The sequence below is a fragment of the Superficieibacter sp. BNK-5 genome (genome assembly GCF_047456055.1).
Taxonomy (GTDB): domain Bacteria; phylum Pseudomonadota; class Gammaproteobacteria; order Enterobacterales; family Enterobacteriaceae; genus Superficieibacter.
This window is the reverse complement of record NZ_CP179893.1, coordinates 4,856,672-4,877,264: the sequence shown is the minus strand read 5'-3', so window position 1 is coordinate 4,877,264 and position 20,593 is coordinate 4,856,672. Positions and strand designations below refer to the sequence as shown.

The following is a 20,593-nucleotide window of genomic DNA, read 5'->3' as shown; positions in this document are numbered from 1 at the left end:
CAAGTGAGAAGCCCATCCTGACGGATGGGCTTTTTGCGTTTCTGCCATAATAGTTATGCCTGATCCTGCCAGCAAACACGATTATTGTGCCCCTTCCCCCAGGTCCGGTAAGCGCAGCGCCACCAGAACCCACTCCAGTGAACTATCCTTAAGTTGCTTATTCAGGCAAAGAGGATCCCCATTGGCTATCAAACCCTTCAACTACCACCAGGACTTCTCCACTATTAACTTTCGCCAGCATCCCGAGCTATATCAGGTCGGCCGGGGCGAACAAGGTGTATTACTGGTCGAACCCTATAAAAGCGAGATCCTGCCTTTCTGGCGCTATAAAGACGAAGCATCAGCGATCAAATCTGCTGAAAAGATCTACCAACTATTTGAAGATTACCGTCAGCAGGATGATTTTGTCGGTATGGACATGGCGCGTAAATTTATTCAGATGGGGTATACCCGCGCCAGACGCTACGCCAACTATAAAGGCGGCAAAAAGTATGCAGAAGATGGCAGCCTGAATACCCGGGGGAACGATCCTACCAAAGCAGCCGCAGCGACGGTTTTCAAAGGGTGGTGGGACAAAATCCGCGAAGATGATGATTACTTAAAACGTAAACGCCAGCACCAGGCTGAATGGGGATAAAAATTAGCCAACAAATAATTAACACTTTATTTACTTTTTCAGCCCGCGTAATCTGGATCTCCAAAACAAAAGGCTGAACAGGCCTGATATCACGGAGAACAGCATGGCAGAAATTATTCAGCGCACCGATAAAAACAAAGCTGATGCACCGGAAGTGCGGCGGCGCGTATGGGCGATTGTTGGCGCATCCTCAGGTAACCTGGTGGAATGGTTTGATTTCTATGTCTACTCCTTCTGCTCACTCTATTTTGCGCATATCTTTTTCCCGTCTGGTAACACCACGACGCAGTTGTTGCAGACGGCAGGCGTTTTTGCGGCTGGTTTTTTGATGCGACCTATCGGAGGGTGGCTATTTGGGCGTATCGCCGACCGACGCGGACGCAAGGCCTCTATGCTGATTTCAGTATGCATGATGTGCCTCGGCTCTCTGGTGATTGCCTGTCTGCCGGGCTACGACGCCATCGGTACATGGGCACCGGCGCTGTTGCTGATTGCCAGGCTATTCCAGGGGCTTTCCGTTGGCGGCGAATACGGCACCAGCGCGACCTATATGAGTGAAGTCGCCCTTGAAGGACGCAAAGGATTTTTTGCCTCGTTCCAGTACGTTACGCTTATCGGCGGACAGTTACTGGCGCTGCTGGTCGTGGTGATTTTGCAGCAAGTGCTGGATGATGCTGAACTCCGCGCCTGGGGCTGGCGAATTCCGTTTGCCTTAGGCGCTGTGCTGGCTATCGTTGCGCTCTGGTTGCGCCGTCAGCTTGATGAAACCTCGAAGCACGAAACACGCGCCCTGAAAGAGGCCGGATCGTTCAAAGGCCTGTGGCGCAACCGCAAAGCTTTCATTATGGTGCTCGGCTTCACGGCGGGCGGCTCGCTGGCGTTCTATACCTTTACCACCTACATGCAGAAGTATCTGGTGAATACGGCAGGCATGCATGCCAATGTAGCCAGCGGAATTATGACCGCCGCACTGTTTGTGTTTATGCTGCTACAGCCGTTGATTGGTGCATTATCGGACAGAATTGGGCGTCGGGCTTCTATGCTCTGTTTTGGCGGCCTTACCACCTTATTCACCGTCCCCATACTGACCGCGCTGCAAAATGTCACTTCACCTTATGCCGCGTTTGCGCTGGTGATGTGCGCGCTTATCATCGTCAGTTTCTATACCTCGATTAGCGGCATCCTGAAAGCCGAGATGTTTCCGGCGCAGGTTCGCGCTCTTGGAGTGGGACTATCCTACGCGGTGGCTAACGCGCTGTTTGGCGGATCGGCAGAGTATGTTGCGCTGTCGCTGAAATCAATAGGCTCAGAGACTGCTTTCTTCTGGTATGTCACCGCGCTGGGCGCCGTTGCTTTCGTCGTCTCAATGATGCTGCACAAAAAAGGGAAGGGGCTGCGCCTTTAGTGTTGCGCTAATTGCCATACCGTATAACCGGTGGCCGCACCCGCAACATCCCAGGCGAAATCTTTCCAGCTCCAGCCGCTTCCTTCGGAGCGGCTGTCCCACAGTTCTTTCGATGCACCCAGTCCCAGAGAGAACATAACGCCGATAGCCGCGCTACGGTCGCGGCCGATCCCCTGATGCTGAGCATATTCATTACCCGCAGCGGAAAGCAGGGCAGAGGCGATAAAGTGTTGGGCTTTATCCTGACCGCTCCAGCTATCGTTAGCCATATGACTACAGCCAGAGAGGAACAAAATACCGCAAAGCAGTAAAAAGCGCATGGCGAGCCTCATAAAAAAGCCCCGACGCTGCGGGGCTTACCATTACAGGATACGGCTTATTAGCCTGTCGATGCGGATGCGTCGCAGACGGCGGATCAGCTTACGTACCTTCACCGGATATTCAGCGATACTTTGTAGATCGCTATAGTGTTTAACCACCGTCGTATGAGTGCGGATCAGCGCCAGCTCTTTATCTCGCTGCGCAGCCAGCTCCTGACGCGGATCGTGGATTAAAATCGCATTTTCGAGATCCAGACGCCACGCGCGCGGGTTAAGGTTATTCCCGGTCAGCAGCATCCATTCGTCATCCACCCACATGCCTTTCAGATGATAGGTATTGTCCTCGTCTTTCCACAGACGAACAATCAGCTGATCGGTATTCACATAGTATTGTAGACGGCTGAGGAAGCGACGCAGGTTGATCTCGTAAAGATAGGGTAGCGCGCCGATGATTTTAAACGGCTGATCTTCAGGAATATAGAAATCGTTGGCCGTTTTATCGCCCACGATAATTTCCACTTTCTTACCTTCGCGCAGCAAATGAATGATATTGCGTACCAGCACGGCGGGAAGATTAAAATAAGGCGTACAAATCGTCAGCTTCTGCTCTGCGCAGGGCATCAGATGGAAAATCGTTTTGTTCAGCAGGCTGGATTTACCCAGACCGACCAGCGGTGTCACCGCCAGCTGTTCGTTATCCGCATCACCCTGGAAGTGATAACTGGTATCGCGCAATTCCTGGCGATAGAGGCGAACGTCGTTCTTGATTTCCGGGCTTTTAGGACGTGAGTCAGTATCAAGACGATTGACGCCGCGCCCCTGGATCAGGTTTTGATCGACCCAGTCGAACATAATATCGGCCATCCGATCGTTGCGGATCCACTGGTAACGATCGTAGCGGTATTTATCGTGCTGATGCAGATAGACGTCGTTAAGGCTGGCACCGCTATAGATAACGGCATCATCAATAATGAAACCTTTATAGTGCAGGACGCCCAGGGCCTCACGGGTATTTACCGGCACGCCATACACGGGAACGTCCACGCCAGGGTTTTCCTGCGCAGTACGGCAATACCAGTCAGCATTAGTATTTGCTGCGGCGGCACCAATGCGGCCGCGCTGGGCGCGATGCCAGTCGACAAGCACGCGGACATCCAGTTCAGGACGCAGGCGTTTGGCCTCATAGAGAGCCGATAAAATACCCTGACCACCGTCATCCTGCTCCAGATAGAGAGCGATAACGCAAATCCGGCGCGTAGCGCTGGCAATTTTAGCCAACAACGCTTCCCGAAAATCAGCGGGATTATAAAAGAACTTAACATCATCAACTGACTGAGAAAGCTTAGGTAGTTGGGCAAGGTGTTGTTGATGTTTATTACGCTTAAATTTTGACAACATCACAGTGCGGTTCTTCTCTGTTTATTGAAGGGTCCTCTGTACCAGGCAGACGACTTAAGCGAGCAATCATATCATCGTTGCCTGCCAAAGTGATCAACATTTCCAGCAGCTTACTTATGTGTTACCGGACCCGGTCAGCATTAGCGTCAGGCCAACAATGCCATCTTCGAGCTGGATATCGACATCAAATCCCAGTTTACGCGCCAGAGCGACCATACCGCGATTGTTCGGCATGGTAATGCCGTTCAGCCGCTCCAGTCCGTGATCGCGGGTATAATTGATGAGTTTTTCCAGCAGACGTCGACCCAGACCTAATCCCTTTAGATCGGAGCGGACCAGCACGGCAAATTCCGCATCGATATTATCAGGATCTGAGATAGCGCGGGTGACGCCGAGGATTTCTTCACCCTCATCCAACGGACGAATGGCAACAAACGCCATTTCCCGATCGTAGTCTATCTGGGTCATATTCGCTAAATCTTCATGGGTAAATTCGTTGATCTCACTAAAGTAGCGATAGTACAGATCTTCTTTTGTTACCTGGGCTATGAAACGCTGAAGCGACGGCTTATCTTCCGGCAGGATCGGCCGGAACAGGCAGCGTTCACCGTTCTTTAAATCCACCCACTCTTCCAACTGTTGCGGATACGATCGCACTGCCAGCCGACTCTCCCGATCGCCTTCAAAAGGCGCAATCTCCAGCGTGACGTCCAGCACGGTAAACTCTTCTGCCGACGCCAGTAGCGGGTGAATATCCAGCCGCTGAATTTCCGGGCAGTCGACGATCAGGTTTGACACCCGTACCAGTAACTGACTTAAACCCGGGATATCCAGCGAGCGCAACGCGCTACGCCCGCGGATTTTCTTGCTTTTGATCGCCTGGATCACCAGGTAGCGAGCCAGATTCATATTCAGCGGCGGCAGGGCGACGGCCGCCTGATCGTCCGCATGCCATTCAACGTTACCTTCGCCCAGCATGATCAACGGACCGAAAACGGGATCGTGCTCGACGACCACGCGCAACTCCTGCGCCCCGGCACGGTTGGCCATGCTTTGTACTAACAGACCGTGAACGCGCGCCCCCGGCCACGCCATTTTCACCCTATCAAGGATCGCATCGGCGGCCTGCTGTACTTCGCTGGCGGTACGCAGATACAGCATGACGCCCTGAACTTCTGACTTGTGCGGGATATCCGGTGAGCGTAGCTTCAGCGCCACCGGGTAGCCAATTTGTTCGGCGATGTGCACCGCTTCGGCGCTGTCACTGGCAATCCAGGTTGGCAGGGTATGCAGGCCATACGCCTGTAAAATCGGCTGAACCTCATGGGTGTCCAGTGAGGAAGCGCCTTCCGCCAGCGCCTGCTGGAGCAGGCTGTGCGCTTCAGCCGTATTCGCGGCAAGGTTATCCGGCAGGGCGGGCGTTTCCCGCAACTGCTTCTGGTTACGCCGGTATTCCACCATATGCATAAACGCGGTGATGGTACCTTCCGGCGTGCGGTAGGTGGGCAGCCCGGCTTCGCTGAACAGGCGTCGTGCTTCCTGCGAAGAAAACTCCCCGCACCAGTTGGTCAGCACCGTCACGTATTTTCCGCGTGGATGACGTTTGAGCGCATCAATCAGTGCCAGCGCGCAAGCGGTGCCTGGCGCGGCGGCGCTGGGGGCGTGGATCACCATCAGCGCATCGAAATCCTGACTGCTTAACAGGATGTTCAGCGCCGCAAGATAGTGCTCGCTACTGGCGTCGTCGCGCAAATCGAGGGGATTCGTCGCGTTGACCGTGTCCGGTAGCGCCTGGCGCAGTTGTTGACGCGTCTCCTCGCTGAGTGAGGCGAGTTTGCCATTGCGTAGCCACAGCGTATCCAGCGCCAGGGCAGCAGGGGCAGCGCCGTTACTGATAATCATCAGGCGTTCGCCGCGCAAGGGCCGCATATGACTCAGCGTTTCAACGGCGGAAAAGAGTTCATGCGTATCCTGAACACGAAGCAGGCCAGCACGCTGAATCGCGGCATCCCAGGCCGGATCCATTCCGGAATTCACATGGAGCAAACGTTGCGCCTCCGGGCTGCGTCCGCTTTTAATCACCAGAATCGGTTTATTACGTGAGGCGCTACGGGCGGCAGAAACGAAGCGGCGGGCGTCGCTTAAATGTTCAAGATAGAGAAGGATGGCGCTGGTTTTGGTGTCGCGGGCGAGAAAATCCAGCAGCTCATCGACGTCAATATCCAGGCTATCGCCCAGCGCAATGAAATAGGAAAATCCCATCTCCCGCTGCTGCGCCCAGTCCAGAATGGTGTTGGAGACCGCCGCCGACTGGGAAATAAACGCCAGCTTACCACGGGTAATTGGCACCGGGGAAAAACTGGCGTTAAGCCCTTGCCACGGGGCCAGCAGGCCAAGGCTATTCGGGCCGAGAAGGCGCATCTGATAGCGTCGTGCGCAGGATTGTAGCTCGGCAAATTGTTCGGGAGGGGAAGAAAGGATGATACAGGTTTTGCATCCTTTTTCACCGAGCGCCTCAAGCAGCGTGAGGTTGCGGCGCGCATGAGTACAAAGCACGGCCAGGTCGGGCGTAAAAGGTAAGCTGGCGACATCCGGCCAGGCCAGCACCCCGAGGACGGCTTTCCATGCCGGAGTGACCGGCAAAACCGGCCCGCTAAAGCCGCCCGCCAGTAAATTACGCATCATCAGATAACCGGCCCGCTGCGGTTTCATGGATGCCCCGATAACCGCTATCGATTTAGGCCGCAGTAGCGCTTCAAGCCCTCGCTGACTCATTCCTGCCTTCCTTATGGAGAAGTGACTGAATGATTTTAAACGCTTTCTGCTAATGCTGCTGTGACGTTGCCCTGATGCGCTGATTTTCCTGCCAGATAACGCTCACGAAAAAGCGAAAAATGATTGCCAAGCGTCGCGGCTGCCTCAATGTCGCCCGCCAGATCCAGCAGCGCAATCGCCACTTCGGCGGTGCAATACTGGCCTTCGGCGTGAACGTCGCGCAGACGATAAGACGACACCCGCGCCAGATCGACAGAAATCACCGGCAGGCTATCCAGCCACGGACTTTTACGAAACATTTTTCGCGCTTCTGGCCATGTGCCATCCAGCATGATAAACAGCGGTGGTTTGTCCGACGGCGGGGCAGCCAGAACCTGACGTTCCGCACCCGCATAAGAGGCAGGGAAAACCACCAGCGGCTGATAATCCGGATTAGCGACCAGCTCAAGCAACGCCTGAGGCGGCTCAGTGCGCGACCATTGAAAGGCGGTGGTTTGCGGCAAAATATCGGCAATTAAACGACCGGTATTGCTGGGCTTCATCGGTTCGGTGTCAAACATCATCAGACAAAATCGGCTTTGTGCCTGAACTGGTACGATGGTGGCGCAAAGGCAGGTTTTCAACGGCAGAAGACAGCGCTGACAGCGGCGAACGCGATTACCACGGGCAAGAAAAGGACGGGTTGCACGAGCAAGTCGCTCGGCGCGAAGGCGAAGTACGGCGTTATCAGTCATAGAAGGCGCACAGAAAAAACGCCATTGTCGCAGAGGTAAGAACGGGGCACAAGCTGTGCCCCGCTGACGTCAGAGGGATTCGTTCAGCCAGCTATCGAAAGGGGCTTTCGGCACGGCGCCATTAAGCATATCGACAACTTCGCCTTTTTTGAAAATCATGATCGTCGGGATACTGCGGATGCGGAAGCGGGCGCTCAATTCACGCTCGGCTTCGGTATTGACCTTAACGAAACGCACTTTACCATTACGCTCTTCCGCCACGTCTTCGAAAACCGGCGCGAAGTTACGGCAAGGGCCGCACCACGGTGCCCAGAAATCGACGACCACGGGGAGATCATCCTTTAGCAGTTTATCGAGTGTCTCACCGGTCGCGTTGATCACATCGCCGTCGAACAGATCGTGACCGCAGCGTCCACATTTCGCTACATCGTCCATTCGATCGTCTGGAATGCGGTTAAGCGCCTGGCAGCTGGCACAAACGGTATTCATAACTAACCTCAGGGTAAGAAGGTGACAGAATGGCGAGATCGCCAGAATGTTTCTTTAATGTTACATATTATTGTTGAGTCTGTTTTAAACAACAACGTGTTTTATTCGATGAGTACAATAGACACAGGCTTTTGAACGAAAACATGGCGAAGCGAGTGTACATCAGGTAATCTGCGCGCTTCGCGCAGCGCTGGTGGAGGAAAGCATGAACGACAACGACGAAATTAAGAATAAAAGCGGCAAGGTAAAAGTAATGTACGTCCGTAGCGACGACGACTCGGATAAGCGTACTTACAATCCACGAACCGGGAAAGGCGGTGGCCGTCCGGGATCGTCCCGTGCCGAAGGTGGTCGTCGTCCCTCCCGCGAGGATCGAGGCTCACAGGATCGCAACCGCGATCGCGACTCCTCTTCACCGTGGCGCACGGTCTCTCGCGCGCCGACTGATGATACGCCGGTAAAACCCGATCACGGCGGCATCAGCGGTAAGAGCTTTATCGATCCGGAAGTGCTGCGCCGTCAGCGTGCCGAAGAAACCCGCGTTTATGGTGAAAATGCCTGTCAGGCCCTGTTCCAGAGCCGTCCGGACTCCATCGTACGCGCGTGGTTTATCCAGAGCGTTACGCCGCGTTTTAAAGAAGCGTTACGCTGGATGGCGGCGAACCGCAAGGCATATCACGTGGTGGATGATGAAGAACTGGCAAAAGCGTCCGGTACCGATCACCACGGCGGCGTTTGCTTCCTGATCAAAAAACGTAACGGTACGTCAGTGAAGCAGTGGGTTGCGCAGGCCGGCGAGACCGATTGCGTGCTGGCGATGGAAGATATTGCTAACCCGCATAACCTCGGTGCTATCGTGCGTAGCTGTGCCCACTTTGGTATCAAAGGGGTAGTAGTGCATGATGCCGCCGTGCTGGAATCCGGTGCGGCGATCCGTACGGCGGAAGGCGGTGCGGAACACGTCCAGCCTATCACCGGCGACAGCGTGATCGCTGCGCTGGAAGAGTTTCGTCAGGCGGGCTACACCATTGTTGCGACCTGTGGCAATACGGGTACGCCGCTGTTTGACGCTGAACTGCCGCGTAAAATGGTGCTGGTGGTTGGTCAGGAGCGTGACGGCGTCTCTGATGCCGCTCACGAGGTTGCAGATATGAACATCGCTATCGACGGTACAGGCAATGTGGAAAGCCTGAACGTTTCGGTGGCAGCGGGTGTAATGCTTGCCGAGTGGTGGCGACAGAATAAAATCTGACCGTTCTACTGAACTAAAAAGTCCGGCGCTGTGAACACAGGCCGGACTCTGATTGCTGTCAAAGTGGGTTATTAGGGGAAACAACGGGATTGGGTTCCCGGAGGGAGGCCCAACCCGTTGGTCGCCCCGTGTTCCACGGACGGTTTGTCATCAGCCTCACTTTTTTTATTCTGATTCGGCAGGGAGCACCGGCATCCAGTCAATCGGCTTCTCGCCATGCTGCTCCAGCCACTGATTTGCCAGTACGAAGTGATTACTGCCAAAAAAGCCCCGGTGTGCTGAGAGGGGAGAAGGATGCGGCGCTCTCAGAATGTGATGACGTTTGCCATCAATCAGCGCGCTTTTCTTCTGCGCGTGCGATCCCCACAGTAAAAATACGACCCCTTCACGGTGCTCGTTAATAATACTGATCACTTCATCGGTGAAAGTTTCCCAGCCCAGGCTGGCATGAGAATGTGCCTGGCCCGCCCGCACGGTCAACACCGTATTGAGCAACAAAACGCCCTGTCGTGCCCAGCTTTCCAGATAACCATGCGCAGGCCGCGTAAACCCCGATACCGTCGCCTCAAGTTCTTTATACATATTCAATAACGACGGCGGGATCGCCACGCCTGGTCGTACCGAGAAAGACAATCCGTGCGCCTGACCCGGGCCGTGATACGGATCTTGTCCTAAAATTACCACCTTAACCTCGCCAAGTTCCGTAAAACGGAAGGCATTAAAGACATCTTTTTGCGGCGGATAAATGGTGGTGCCCGCCTGACGTTCAGCGGCAACCGTCTTAAGTGTGTTAACAAAGTAAGGCTGCTCTTTCTCTTCCGCCAGTACGTCATGCCAGGTTAAGGACGTGGTCATTTTGCTCTCCTGCAAAGGGTGATAGAGACAGCTTAACTGCTTCTGAGCGCATCACAAAATCCACCACCGTCTTATCAGACGGCAGGCACAAAAAAAGTTTAAACTTTACGAATTTTTTTTGCCCACGCTCAATGTGAAAATTGATATAAAACAATAATATCCAGTATGACCATTTTTGATGTGTGGTTTTTGTTGATTTAAATCAAAGAATGCGGATGGCTTGACTGTTATATATACACTCAAGCAACAATGGTTTTACCAATTGGCCAGAGCTGGTCAACAAGAAAATGAAATGTAGCCCAAGGAGGCATCACATGATTACAGGTATCCAGATTACAAAAGCCGCTAACGACGATCTGCTGAACTCATTCTGGTTGCTGGATAACGAAAAAGGCGAAGCGCGCTGCGTATGTGCAAAAGCGGGATTTGCTGAAGATGATATCGTTCCGGTAACGAAACTGGGTGAAATTGAATACCGCGAAGTGCCGCTGGATGTGCAGCCGGAAGTTCGCGTTGAAGGTGGTCAGCACCTGAACGTTAACGTGCTGCGCCGTGAAACGCTGCTTGATGCCGTTGAGCATCCGGAAAAATATCCGCAGCTGACCATCCGTGTTTCTGGCTATGCGGTGCGTTTTAACTCGCTGACGCCGGAACAGCAACGCGACGTTATCGCCCGTACCTTTACCGAAAGCCTCTGATTTTTAGCGGCAGATAAAAAAACGCCGGGCTTAGCCCGGCGTTTTTTATTTCTCTGAAGATTCTGTCTGCGGCGCGGCCTCAGCACTCGGCTTACGTCGCTTACCGATATTTTTGGTGTCGCGGTGACGTTTTTTCACGCGCGGCTTCTCTTTTTCTTTCTCTTTCTTCTCGGCGCGTTTTGCCAGCACTTTCTTCGACGGTTTGCCGGTCGATTTTTCACTTGGTGCTCGAGTGGTCGGACGCAGCTCATCAATCACACGGGCTTTTAGTGGCTCGTCGATATAGCGACCTGCTTTGCCGAGTAATAAATGGTCGTGTGCTTCTACCAGCGAAATTGCCGTCCCCTTACGCCCCGCACGGCCGGTACGGCCAATACGGTGCAGATAGGCGTCGCCGCTGCGTGGCATATCAAAGTTAAATACGTGGCTGACGTCAGGAATATCGATCCCGCGGGCGGCAACATCGGTGGCAACCAGCACATTCACCCGGCCATCGGTCAGACGCTTGATGGCTTCGTTACGTTTGACTTGCACCATCTCGCCTTCGAGATAGCAGTTATTGATGCCTGCGGAACGCAGCCAGTTTGCCAGCTCGTGCACGCGCTCGCGTTTACGCACGAAGACGATAGAGCGCGTGGCTTCAGGCTGCTTCAGCAGATGAACCAGCAGGGCAGTTTTATGCTCCACATCATCAGCGCGGTAATACCACTGATGGATCTTCTTACGCTCGCGGGTGGACGGCGTGGCTGAAACCTCTACCGGATCTTCCAGCAAACGCTCGGCAAAATCTTTGATCGCCTCATCGCCTTCAAGCGTAGCGGAGAACAGCAGCGTTTGTTTACGCCAGCGGGTTTCACCAGCAATGTGCTCAATATCCTGGGCAAAGCCCATATCCAGCATGCGGTCGGCTTCATCCAGGATCAGCGTCTCAACCGCACGGCAGTCAAAATTCTCTTCTTTAATGTACTGCATCAGGCGACCGGTGGTGGCGACCACGATATCCTGATTTTCACTGAAGACTTCCGCGTGGTTCATATACGCCACACCGCCGGTAATCGTGGCGATATCCAGATGCGTATTTTTTGCCAGCTCGCGGGCATGGTCCGCAACCTGCATCGCCAGTTCACGCGTTGGCGTGAGGATCAGAATACGTGGCGGGCCAGATTTTTTACGTGGGAAGTCAATCAGGTGCTGCAACGCCGGCAGCAAAAATGCCGCCGTTTTACCGGTACCTGTCGGTGCGCAACCAAGGACATCACGGCCCTCCAGCGCAGGCGGAATTGCGGCAGCCTGAATGGCGGTCGGGCGCGTGAAGCCTTTCTCCTGGAGCGCATCCAGCAGGCTATCGTCAAGTTCGAGTTCGGAAAAAGTCGTTACAGTCATGTTCTACCTCAGTGTGGGGCGCTGATTATAGACGTTAAGGCCACAATGTTCATCTGTTTGTGTGGCTATCTGTTCTCCGGTATTGTGCATAACCTTAAGCTATTAAGATGATATCAGGAAGAGTGCTTACGATGTCTCGGTCTAAATCCGTACTGCGCCGGAATGGATTCACGTTTAAACAATTTTTTGTCGCCCACGATCGCTGCGCCATGAAAGTCGGCACCGACGGTATTTTACTCGGTGCGTGGGCACCCGTTGCTCAGGTACAGCGTATCCTGGATATTGGCACAGGAAGCGGACTGCTGGCATTAATGCTGGCTCAGCGTACTGCGGATGATGTGATTATTGATGCCGTCGAACTTGACGAGCAGGCGGCGTTACAGGCGCAGGAAAATATCAGCCAGACGCCCTGGGCCGCACGCATTGCCGTGCATACGGCGGACATCCAGCAGTGGACGCCCCTGCAACACAAGCGTTATCAATTAATCATCAGCAACCCGCCTTATTTTGAAAAAGGGGTTGAGTGCCGCAGCGAGCAGCGTGAGCAGGCTCGCTATACCACGTCACTTGATCACGCGGGATTACTGGCCTGCGCTGCGGAGTGTATCACTGAAGAGGGCTTTTTCTGCGTCGTGCTGCCGGTCGAGGTCGGCATGGCGTTTACGCAACTGGCGGAGTCTGGCGGCTGGCATTTACGCTTGCGGACCGATATCGCTGAAACTGAGACCCGGCTACCGCATCGCGTCCTGCTGGCATTTTCACCGCAGGCCGGGGAGTGCTACAGCGATCGGCTGGCGATCCGCGGGCCAGAGCAGCACTATTCAGAAAGCTATACTGCCCTGACCCGGATGTTTTATCTGTTTATGTAATGCGCAGGGATCAGTACAGAGGGACCGGCGTCCGGCAACTGCTGTGGGTGATCCAGCGTATAATGCAGACCCCGGCTCTCTTTACGCATCATCGCGCAACGTACAATCAGCTCAGCGACCTGCACGAGGTTACGCAGCTCCAGTAAGTTGTTGGAGACGCGGAAATGGGCGTAATACTCATCAATTTCCTGTTGCAGCATCGTGATCCGCCGCAACGCCCGCTGCAGTCGGCGGGTGGTGCGCACAATCCCGACATAATCCCACATCAGCAGCCGCAGCTCGTGCCAGTTATGCTGGATCACCACGCGTTCATCGGCATTATCGACCCGGCTTTCATCCCAGGCGGGAAGGGAGTCCCTCTCCCCGGCCGCCGATGGCCGTTTTTTAATATCCTCGGCGGCGGACCAGCCATAAACCAGACACTCCAGCAGTGAATTAGACGCCATTCGGTTAGCGCCGTGCAGGCCGGTATAACTCACTTCGCCAATGGCATACAGTCCGTCCACATCGGTACGGCCCGCCTCGTCGACCATCACGCCGCCGCAGGTATAGTGCGCGGCGGGCACAATCGGCACGGGTTCCTTCGTCAGGTCAATACCGAGTCCCAGCAGCTTTTCATAAATCATCGGAAAATGCTGGCGGATAAAGGCTTCCGGCTTATGACTGATATCAAGATAGAGACACTCTACGCCAAGACGCTTCATCTCATGATCGATAGCCCGCGCGACAATATCTCGGGGGGCCAGTTCGCCGCGCTCGTCAAAATCAGGCATAAAGCGCGAACCGTCCGGGCGTTTTAAAAATGCGCCTTCACCGCGCAACGCTTCCGTCAGCAGGAAATTACGCGCCTGGGGGTGAAACAGCGCGGTGGGGTGAAACTGATTAAATTCGAGATTGGCGACCCGGCAACCGGCGCGCCACGCCATCGCAATGCCGTCGCCGGAGGCAATATCGGGGTTGGTGGTATATTGATAAACTTTCGATGCGCCGCCCGTGGCCAGCACCACCGCTGTGGCCCGGCAGGTTTCCACTTGCTCCAGATTGCGATTCCAGATCCACGCGCCGATCGCACGACGGGGGCCGGGAAGACCGATCTTATCGGAAACGATGAGATCGACCGCATTGCTGCGTTCAAGAATACGGATATTAGGATGGGCCAGCGCTTTTCCCACCAGCGTCGTTTCAACGGCTTTACCGGTTGCATCGGCGGCGTGCAGGATCCGACGGTGGCTGTGGCCGCCCTCACGGGTCAAATGATAGCCCGCTTCACCGTTGGGCTGAACCTGGGTATCGAAGAGCACACCCTGATCGATAAGCCACTGTACGCAGTGCTTTGCATTACTGGCGACAAAGGAAACGGCGTCTCGCTCGCAGAGTCCCGCGCCTGCGACTAAAGTATCTTCGACGTGTGACGCGATGCTATCTGCCTCGTCAAAAACGGCGGCGATGCCTCCCTGCGCATACAGGGTCGAGCCTTCGTTGACTGGACCTTTACTTAAGACCATCACGGAACGGTCCTCAGCGAGGCGTAATGCCAACGATAAACCCGCGGCTCCGCTGCCAATAATCAGTACATCACAGGAATACTCTGGCGTAGTGTTCATCGTATTTGTTTAATTTACTAAACAGTGTTGCCCGAGCATAGCACCGTATTTACAGTATTAGCACTATTTTTTTACGTTTTGTTGTAATGGCTAAACAGCGAGGCGGAAGAGGCGGTAACGTAAAATCAGGAAAATATTTTGCGAAGCAGATCGTTAGTTGCGGATTTTATGGTGAAATCGTCACTGTGTTACGTTACTCTGCAGGCGTGCTACAGCATTTGCTCACGGAAAGGGCGTAGTACACGTCTAACAGACTTATAATGAGTGATAACGAACGGTCGGTGGACATTCACTAAAACAATGGCGTAACGGAACTTTACATAAAACTGACACTCTAACCTTCTGCTTGCTCATAGTGCAGTGTTATAGAGTGGCGTTTCGATTACGCGTGGATATTGGGTTTGAGGAGACATTACCTCGGATGAGCGAGCAGTTAACGGACCAGATTCTGGTTGAACGGGTCCAGAAGGGAGATCAAAAAGCTTTCAACCTGCTGGTGGTGCGCTATCAGCATAAGGTGGCGAGTCTTGTTTCCCGCTATGTACCTTCAGGCGATGTGCCTGATGTCGTACAGGAATCGTTTATCAAGGCCTATCGCGCGCTGGATTCATTCCGGGGAGATAGTGCTTTTTATACCTGGCTGTACCGCATTGCGGTCAATACGGCCAAAAATTACCTGGTTGCTCAGGGGCGTCGTCCACCGTCCAGCGATGTGGATGCCAGTGAAGCGGAAAACTTCGAAAGTGGCGGCGCGCTGAAAGAAATTTCGAACCCTGAGAACTTAATGTTGTCAGAAGAACTGAGACAGATCGTTTTTCGAACCATAGAGATGCTTCCGGAAGATTTACGCATGGCTATCACCTTGCGTGAGCTGGATGGCCTGAGCTATGAAGAGATAGCCGTCATCATGGATTGTCCGGTAGGTACAGTGCGTTCGCGCATCTTCCGTGCTCGGGAAGCTATTGATAATAAAGTTCAACCGCTTATCAGGCGTTGACGATAGCGGGATACTGAAAGGGTATTAGGCATGCAGAAAGAAAAACTTTCCGCTTTAATGGATGGTGAAATGCTGGATAACGAGCTGCTCAACGAGTTGTCTCGCTCTTCAGAAATGCAAAAAACCTGGGAGAGTTACCATCTTATTCGTGATTCGCTGCGAGGCGAGACGAGTGATGTTCTCCATTTCGATATCTCTTCCCGCGTGATGGCCGCCATCGAGAGCGAACCTGCGTCCCTCATCCCGGAAGCGCAGCCTGCGCCGCACCAGTGGCAGAAAATGCCGTTCTGGCATAAAGTCCGTCCGTGGGCCAGCCAGCTGACGCAAATGGGCGTGGCCGCATGCGTATCGCTTGCAGTTATCGTTGGGGTCCAGCACTATAATGATCAGGGTGAATCAACCCAGCAGCCTGAAACGCCGGTCTTTAATACCTTGCCTATGATGGGTAAAGCGAGTCCGGTAAGCCTGGGCGTGCCAGCCGATTCATCCGTTGCCGCCAGCGGTGGTCAGCAGCAGCAGGTTCAGGAGCAGCGTCGTCGTATTAACGCGATGTTGCAGGACTATGAACTCCAGCGCCGCCTGCATTCTGAACAACTTCAGTTTGAACAGGCACAGACGCAGCAGGCCGCAGTTCAGGTGCCGGGTAACCAGACTTTAGGAACGCAATCGCAGTAATGAAGCAACTTTGGTGTGCCATGTCACTTGTGGCTGGTAGCCTGTTTTTCTCTGTCAACGCCTCGGCTGATGTTTCGTCCGGGGCGTTGTTGCAGCAGATGAACCTGGCCAGCCAGTCACTCAATTACGAGCTGTCTTTCATCAGCATCAATAAACAAGGCGTCGAATCTCTGCGTTATCGTCACGCGCGACTGGACAATCAGACGCTGGCGCAACTTTTGCAGATGGACGGCCCGCGCCGCGAAGTGGTGCAGCGTGGCAACGAGATCAGCTACTTTGAGCCGGGTCTCGATCCCTTCACGCTCAATGGCGATTATATCGTCGATTCGCTGCCCTCGCTGGTCTACACCAACTTCAAACGTCTCTCGCCCTGGTATGATTTCATCTCCGTCGGCAGAACCCGCATTGCGGATCGCCTGTGCGAAGTGATCCGCGTCGTGGCGCGGGATGGCACCCGGTATAGCTACATTGTCTGGCTGGACTCGGAAACCAAACTGCCGATGCGGGTCGACCTGCTGGATCGCGACGGCGAAACGCTGGAGCAGTTCCGCGTTATCGCGTTCAACATGAACGATACCGTCGCCAGCAACATGCAGAATCTGGCGAAAGCCAATCTTCCGCCGCTGCTCTCGGTACCGGCGGGCGATAAAGTCACGTTTAACTGGAATCCGTCATGGCTACCGCAAGGGTTTAGTGAGGTTTCCAGCAGCCGCCGTTCGCTGCCGACGGTGGATGTACCCATCGAATCGCGCCTCTATTCGGACGGCCTGTTCAGTTTCTCCGTGAATGTGAGTCGGGCTACGCCTTCCAGCAGCGATCAAATACTGCGTACCGGGCGACGTACTGTTAGCACCACGCTGCGGGATAACACCGAAATCACCATTGTCGGCGAGTTGCCTCCGCAAACCGCGAAGCGTATTGCTGACAGCGTTAAATTCAGGGCCGTCCAATGATTAAAGAGTGGGCGACCGTTGTCTCCTGGCAAAACGGTCTCGCGCAGGTCAACTGTGATGTAAAATCCTCCTGCAATAGCTGCGCGTCTCGCGCAGGATGCGGCAGTCGCGTGCTGAACAAACTCGGCCCGCAGACCAGCCACACGATTACCGTGCCCAGCGCGCAACCGCTGATCGCGGGTCAAAAGGTCGAGCTTGGTATTGCCGAAGCCAGCCTGCTGAGTTCGGCGCTGCTGGTCTATATGTCGCCGCTGGTGGGGCTGTTTATCGTCGCGTCCCTTTTTCAGCTACTGTTTTCCAGCGATGTTGCCGCATTATGCGGGGCGATCCTTGGCGGCGTTGGCGGCTTCTTAATCGCCCGCGGTTTTTCCGCCACTCTGGCAACGCGTGAAGCGTGGCAGCCGGTGATCCTGAGCGTTGGCCTTCCCCCGGACGAACTACGCATCGCCGAGTAAGACCCTTCCTCTCTCCTGGTACAGGATGAGCATTTCCTCGCGTTCATGTTGTAGTGTAGAATGCGGCGTTTCAGACTAAAAAACGTCAGGCTCAGAATCGTGGCCTCCTGGTATCCGTAAGGCAAAATAATCTCCATATATGAAGAATATACGTAACTTTTCGATCATTGCTCACATTGACCACGGTAAGTCGACGCTGTCTGACCGTATTATCCAGATTTGCGGCGGCCTGTCCGACCGTGAAATGGCAGCTCAGGTACTGGATTCCATGGATCTGGAGCGCGAGCGCGGCATTACGATTAAAGCGCAGAGCGTTACGCTCGATTTTAAAGCGGCTGATGGCGAAACCTATCAGCTGAACTTTATCGACACCCCCGGACACGTTGACTTCTCGTATGAAGTTTCCCGTTCGCTGGCCGCCTGCGAAGGTGCGCTGCTGGTCGTGGATGCCGGGCAGGGCGTTGAAGCGCAAACGCTGGCAAACTGCTACACCGCGATGGAAATGGATCTGGAAGTGGTTCCGGTCCTCAACAAAATTGACCTTCCTGCCGCCGATCCGGATCGCGTGGCGGAAGAAATTGAAGACATCGTCGGCATCGACGCCACCGACGCGGTACGCTGCTCGGCGAAAACCGGCATCGGCGTGCAGGACGTGCTGGAACGTCTGGTACGCGATATTCCTGCGCCGCAGGGCGATCCCGACGGTCCGTTGCAGGCGCTGATCATTGACTCCTGGTTTGATAACTACCTTGGCGTTGTCTCCCTGGTGCGCGTGAAAAACGGCACCCTGCGTAAGGGCGAGAAAATCAAAGTTATGAGTACCGGCCAGACCTATAACGCCGACCGTCTCGGGATCTTCACGCCGAAGCAGGTCGATCGCACCGAATTGAAGTGTGGTGAAGTGGGCTGGCTGGTCTGCGCGATCAAAGACATCCTGGGCGCGCCGGTAGGTGATACCCTGACGCTGGCACGTAATCCAGCGGAAAAAGCGCTGCCGGGCTTCAAAAAAGTGAAGCCGCAGGTCTACGCGGGTCTGTTCCCGGTCAGTTCTGACGACTATGAAAACTTCCGCGACGCGCTGGGTAAACTGAGCCTTAACGATGCGTCCCTGTTCTACGAGCCAGAAAGTTCCTCGGCGCTGGGCTTCGGCTTCCGCTGCGGCTTCCTTGGCCTGCTGCACATGGAAATCATTCAGGAACGTCTGGAGCGTGAATACGATCTCGATCTGATCACCACCGCGCCGACCGTAGTTTATGAAGTTGAAACCACGGCAAAAGAAGTGATTTACGTCGATAGTCCTTCCAAGCTGCCGCCGGTCAACAACATCTTTGAACTGCGCGAGCCGATTGCCGAGTGTCATATGCTGTTGCCGCAGGAATATCTGGGCAACGTGATGACCCTGTGCGTGGAAAAACGCGGCGTACAGACCAACATGGTCTACCACGGCAATCAGGTTGCGCTGACCTATGAAATTCCGATGGCGGAAGTGGTACTCGACTTCTTTGACCGTCTGAAATCGACTTCCCGTGGTTACGCCTCGCTGGATTACAACTTTAAACGTTTCCAGGCTTCGCGGATGGTGCGCGTGGACGTGCTGATCAACGGTGAACGTGTTGACGCCCTGGCGCTGATCACCCACAGCGACAACGCGCCGTACCGCGGTCGCGAGCTGGTGGAGAAAATGAAAGAGCTGATCCCGCGCCAGCAGTTTGATATCGCAATTCAGGCGGCGATTGGCACCCATATCATTGCCCGCTCGACGGTGAAACAGCTGCGTAAAAACGTGCTGGCAAAATGTTATGGCGGCGATATCAGCCGTAAGAAAAAGCTGCTACAGAAGCAGAAAGAAGGTAAGAAGCGAATGAAGCAGGTCGGTAACGTTGAACTGCCGCAGGAAGCCTTCCTCGCCATTCTGCATGTCGGTAAAGACGGTAAATAATTCTTAAGGAGTTGGCATGGCGAATAAATTTGCCCTGATTCTGGTGATTGCCACACTGGTGACGGGCATTTTGTGGTGCATTGATAAGTTCATCTTTGCCCCCAAACGGCGGGAACGTCAGGCTGCGGCACAGGCGGCTGCGGGCGATTCACTGGATAAAAAAACGCTGAAAAAAGTTGGCCCGAAACCGGGCTGGCTGGAAACCGGGGCATCCATATTTCCGGTACTGGCGATTGTGCTGATCGTGCGTTCCTTTATCTATGAACCGTTCCAGATCCCGTCGGGTTCAATGATGCCGACGCTGCTGATCGGTGATTTTATCCTGGTGGAAAAGTTTGCTTACGGCATTAAAGATCCGATCTACCAGCACACGCTCATCGAAACCGGACATCCGAAACGCGGTGACGTGGTAGTGTTTAAATATCCGGAAGATCCGAGCCTTGACTACATCAAGCGCGCCGTGGGCCTGCCGGGTGATAAAGTGACTTACGATCCGGTTGCCAAGCAGGTCACTATCCAGCCGGGCTGTAGTTCTGGTCAGGCCTGCGGCAGCGCGCTGCCGGTGACCTACTCTGACGTAGAACCGAGCGATTTCGTGCAGACCTTTGCCCGTCGTAACGGTGGTGAAGCGACCAGCGGTTTCTTCCAGGTGCCGCAGAACGAGTCGAAGGAAAACGGCATTCGTCTGGCGCAGCGTAAAGAAACGCTGGGCGATGTGACGCATAACATATTGACCGTGCCTATTGCTCAGGACCAGCTTGGCGTCTATTACAAGCAACAGGGTCAGCAGCTGGCGACCTGGATCGTACCGCCGGGACATTACTTCATGATGGGCGACAACCGCGATAATAGCGCGGACAGCCGTTACTGGGGTTTTGTACCGGAAGCGAATCTGGTGGGTCGGGCGACGGCTATCTGGATGAGTTTTGAGAAACAGGAAGGCGAATGGCCGACCGGCGTGCGCTTAAGTCGCATCGGCGGTATCCATTAACCGGTGCTGAAAGTTCATCTTGCTGTCGTTTCGGCGGCAAGATGAATTATTTAAGATATAAATCCCTTCAAACTAACGACATCCTTTGTCGTTGTGTATAGAATATTCCACCGAAGTTTCTGGTTGTCTCCCGCAAGGGGGCGACAGCACACGAAAACGCGTTG

At 54.3% G+C, this 20,593-nt stretch carries 20 protein-coding genes; 12 read left to right on the top strand and 8 right to left on the bottom strand.

The window, feature by feature from the left end:
* Positions 1-181: 181 nt before the first annotated feature.
* Both ACMGGS_RS23230 and ACMGGS_RS23225 read left to right on the top strand, forming a co-directional pair.
* Positions 182-637 (top strand): DUF4385 domain-containing protein, encoded by a 456-nt coding sequence (locus tag ACMGGS_RS23230; RefSeq protein ID WP_414164551.1) that lies wholly within the window; start codon positions 182-184, stop codon positions 635-637.
* A gap of 103 nt (positions 638-740) precedes the next feature.
* The gene (locus tag ACMGGS_RS23225) at positions 741-2,042 is read left to right on the top strand and encodes an MFS transporter (RefSeq protein WP_414164550.1); all 1,302 of its coding nucleotides are present in this window, start codon (positions 741-743) and stop codon (positions 2,040-2,042) included.
* On the opposite strand, the gene ACMGGS_RS23220 is transcribed toward ACMGGS_RS23225, so the two are convergent.
* From ACMGGS_RS23220 to trxC, 5 genes are all read right to left on the bottom strand, one after another.
* Positions 2,039-2,362, bottom strand: coding sequence for a YfiM family lipoprotein (locus ACMGGS_RS23220; protein WP_414164549.1), 324 nt, complete (start codon positions 2,360-2,362; stop codon positions 2,039-2,041). The two genes, ACMGGS_RS23225 and ACMGGS_RS23220, sit on opposite strands and share 4 nt — an antisense overlap.
* Before the next feature lie 42 nt (positions 2,363-2,404).
* The gene (gene pssA, locus ACMGGS_RS23215; protein WP_414166339.1) at positions 2,405-3,760 is read right to left on the bottom strand and encodes a CDP-diacylglycerol--serine O-phosphatidyltransferase; all 1,356 of its coding nucleotides are present in this window, start codon (positions 3,758-3,760) and stop codon (positions 2,405-2,407) included.
* A 114-nt stretch (positions 3,761-3,874) separates the two neighbouring features.
* Positions 3,875-6,535, bottom strand: coding sequence for a bifunctional acetate--CoA ligase family protein/GNAT family N-acetyltransferase (locus ACMGGS_RS23210; protein WP_414164548.1), 2,661 nt, complete (start codon positions 6,533-6,535; stop codon positions 3,875-3,877).
* A gap of 35 nt (positions 6,536-6,570) precedes the next feature.
* The gene (locus ACMGGS_RS23205) at positions 6,571-7,269 is read right to left on the bottom strand and encodes a tRNA-uridine aminocarboxypropyltransferase (protein ID WP_414164547.1); all 699 of its coding nucleotides are present in this window, start codon (positions 7,267-7,269) and stop codon (positions 6,571-6,573) included.
* A 69-nt stretch (positions 7,270-7,338) separates the two neighbouring features.
* Positions 7,339-7,758, bottom strand: a complete 420-nt coding sequence (trxC, locus tag ACMGGS_RS23200) for a thioredoxin TrxC (protein ID WP_176917704.1) — start codon at positions 7,756-7,758, stop codon at positions 7,339-7,341.
* Between the two features lie 205 nt (positions 7,759-7,963).
* Here trxC and ACMGGS_RS23195 point away from each other — a divergent pair, with 205 nt between their 5' ends.
* Positions 7,964-9,010, top strand: a complete 1,047-nt coding sequence (locus ACMGGS_RS23195) for a tRNA/rRNA methyltransferase (protein WP_414164546.1) — start codon at positions 7,964-7,966, stop codon at positions 9,008-9,010.
* A 165-nt stretch (positions 9,011-9,175) separates the two neighbouring features.
* On the opposite strand, the gene ung is transcribed toward ACMGGS_RS23195, so the two are convergent.
* Complete coding sequence (ung, locus tag ACMGGS_RS23190; RefSeq protein ID WP_414164545.1) at positions 9,176-9,865, bottom strand: uracil-DNA glycosylase; 690 nt, start codon at positions 9,863-9,865, stop codon at positions 9,176-9,178.
* 314 nt (positions 9,866-10,179) lie between these two features.
* Here ung and grcA point away from each other — a divergent pair, with 314 nt between their 5' ends.
* On the top strand, positions 10,180-10,563 hold the full coding sequence (gene grcA, locus ACMGGS_RS23185) for an autonomous glycyl radical cofactor GrcA (protein WP_276158126.1): 384 nt from the start codon (positions 10,180-10,182) through the stop codon (positions 10,561-10,563).
* Between the two features lie 45 nt (positions 10,564-10,608).
* Here the strand turns inward: grcA and srmB are convergent, their stop codons facing one another.
* A complete protein-coding gene (srmB, locus tag ACMGGS_RS23180; RefSeq protein ID WP_176917191.1) occupies positions 10,609-11,946 on the bottom strand; it encodes an ATP-dependent RNA helicase SrmB in 1,338 nt (445 codons plus the stop codon).
* 131 nt (positions 11,947-12,077) lie between these two features.
* On the opposite strand from srmB, the gene trmN reads away from it, so the two are divergent.
* Positions 12,078-12,815, top strand: a complete 738-nt coding sequence (gene trmN, locus ACMGGS_RS23175; RefSeq protein WP_414164544.1) for a tRNA(1)(Val) (adenine(37)-N(6))-methyltransferase TrmN — start codon at positions 12,078-12,080, stop codon at positions 12,813-12,815.
* Here trmN and nadB read toward each other — a convergent pair.
* Positions 12,800-14,419 (bottom strand): L-aspartate oxidase, encoded by a 1,620-nt coding sequence (gene nadB, locus ACMGGS_RS23170; RefSeq protein ID WP_414164543.1) that lies wholly within the window; start codon positions 14,417-14,419, stop codon positions 12,800-12,802. The genes trmN and nadB overlap by 16 nt on opposite strands.
* Positions 14,420-14,784: 365 nt before the next feature.
* Between nadB and rseD the strand changes: the two genes are divergently transcribed.
* The 7 genes from rseD to lepB all read left to right on the top strand — a co-directional run bounded on the left by rseD (position 14,785) and on the right by lepB (position 20,429).
* The gene (rseD, locus tag ACMGGS_RS23165) at positions 14,785-14,844 is read left to right on the top strand and encodes a rpoE leader peptide RseD (RefSeq protein ID WP_176917197.1); all 60 of its coding nucleotides are present in this window, start codon (positions 14,785-14,787) and stop codon (positions 14,842-14,844) included.
* Positions 14,841-15,416, top strand: coding sequence for an RNA polymerase sigma factor RpoE (rpoE, locus tag ACMGGS_RS23160; protein ID WP_176917188.1), 576 nt, complete (start codon positions 14,841-14,843; stop codon positions 15,414-15,416). The genes rseD and rpoE overlap by 4 nt, the downstream gene beginning before the upstream one ends.
* Before the next feature lie 30 nt (positions 15,417-15,446).
* Positions 15,447-16,091 (top strand): anti-sigma-E factor RseA, encoded by a 645-nt coding sequence (rseA, locus tag ACMGGS_RS23155; RefSeq protein WP_176917187.1) that lies wholly within the window; start codon positions 15,447-15,449, stop codon positions 16,089-16,091.
* Entirely contained in the window at positions 16,091-17,044 is a 954-nt protein-coding gene (gene rseB / locus ACMGGS_RS23150) for a sigma-E factor regulatory protein RseB (protein WP_276158115.1), read from the top strand. Before rseA ends, rseB begins: the two co-directional genes overlap by 1 nt.
* On the top strand, positions 17,041-17,499 hold the full coding sequence (gene rseC, locus ACMGGS_RS23145) for a SoxR-reducing system protein RseC (protein ID WP_176917185.1): 459 nt from the start codon (positions 17,041-17,043) through the stop codon (positions 17,497-17,499). The genes rseB and rseC overlap by 4 nt, the downstream gene beginning before the upstream one ends.
* 139 nt (positions 17,500-17,638) lie before the next feature.
* Entirely contained in the window at positions 17,639-19,438 is a 1,800-nt protein-coding gene (gene lepA / locus ACMGGS_RS23140) for a translation elongation factor 4 (RefSeq protein WP_176917184.1), read from the top strand.
* Between the two features lie 16 nt (positions 19,439-19,454).
* Positions 19,455-20,429 carry a signal peptidase I gene (gene lepB, locus ACMGGS_RS23135; protein ID WP_414164542.1) on the top strand — a complete coding sequence of 325 codons (975 nt, stop codon included), beginning with the start codon at positions 19,455-19,457 and terminating at the stop codon, positions 20,427-20,429.
* Positions 20,430-20,593 lie beyond the last annotated feature (164 nt).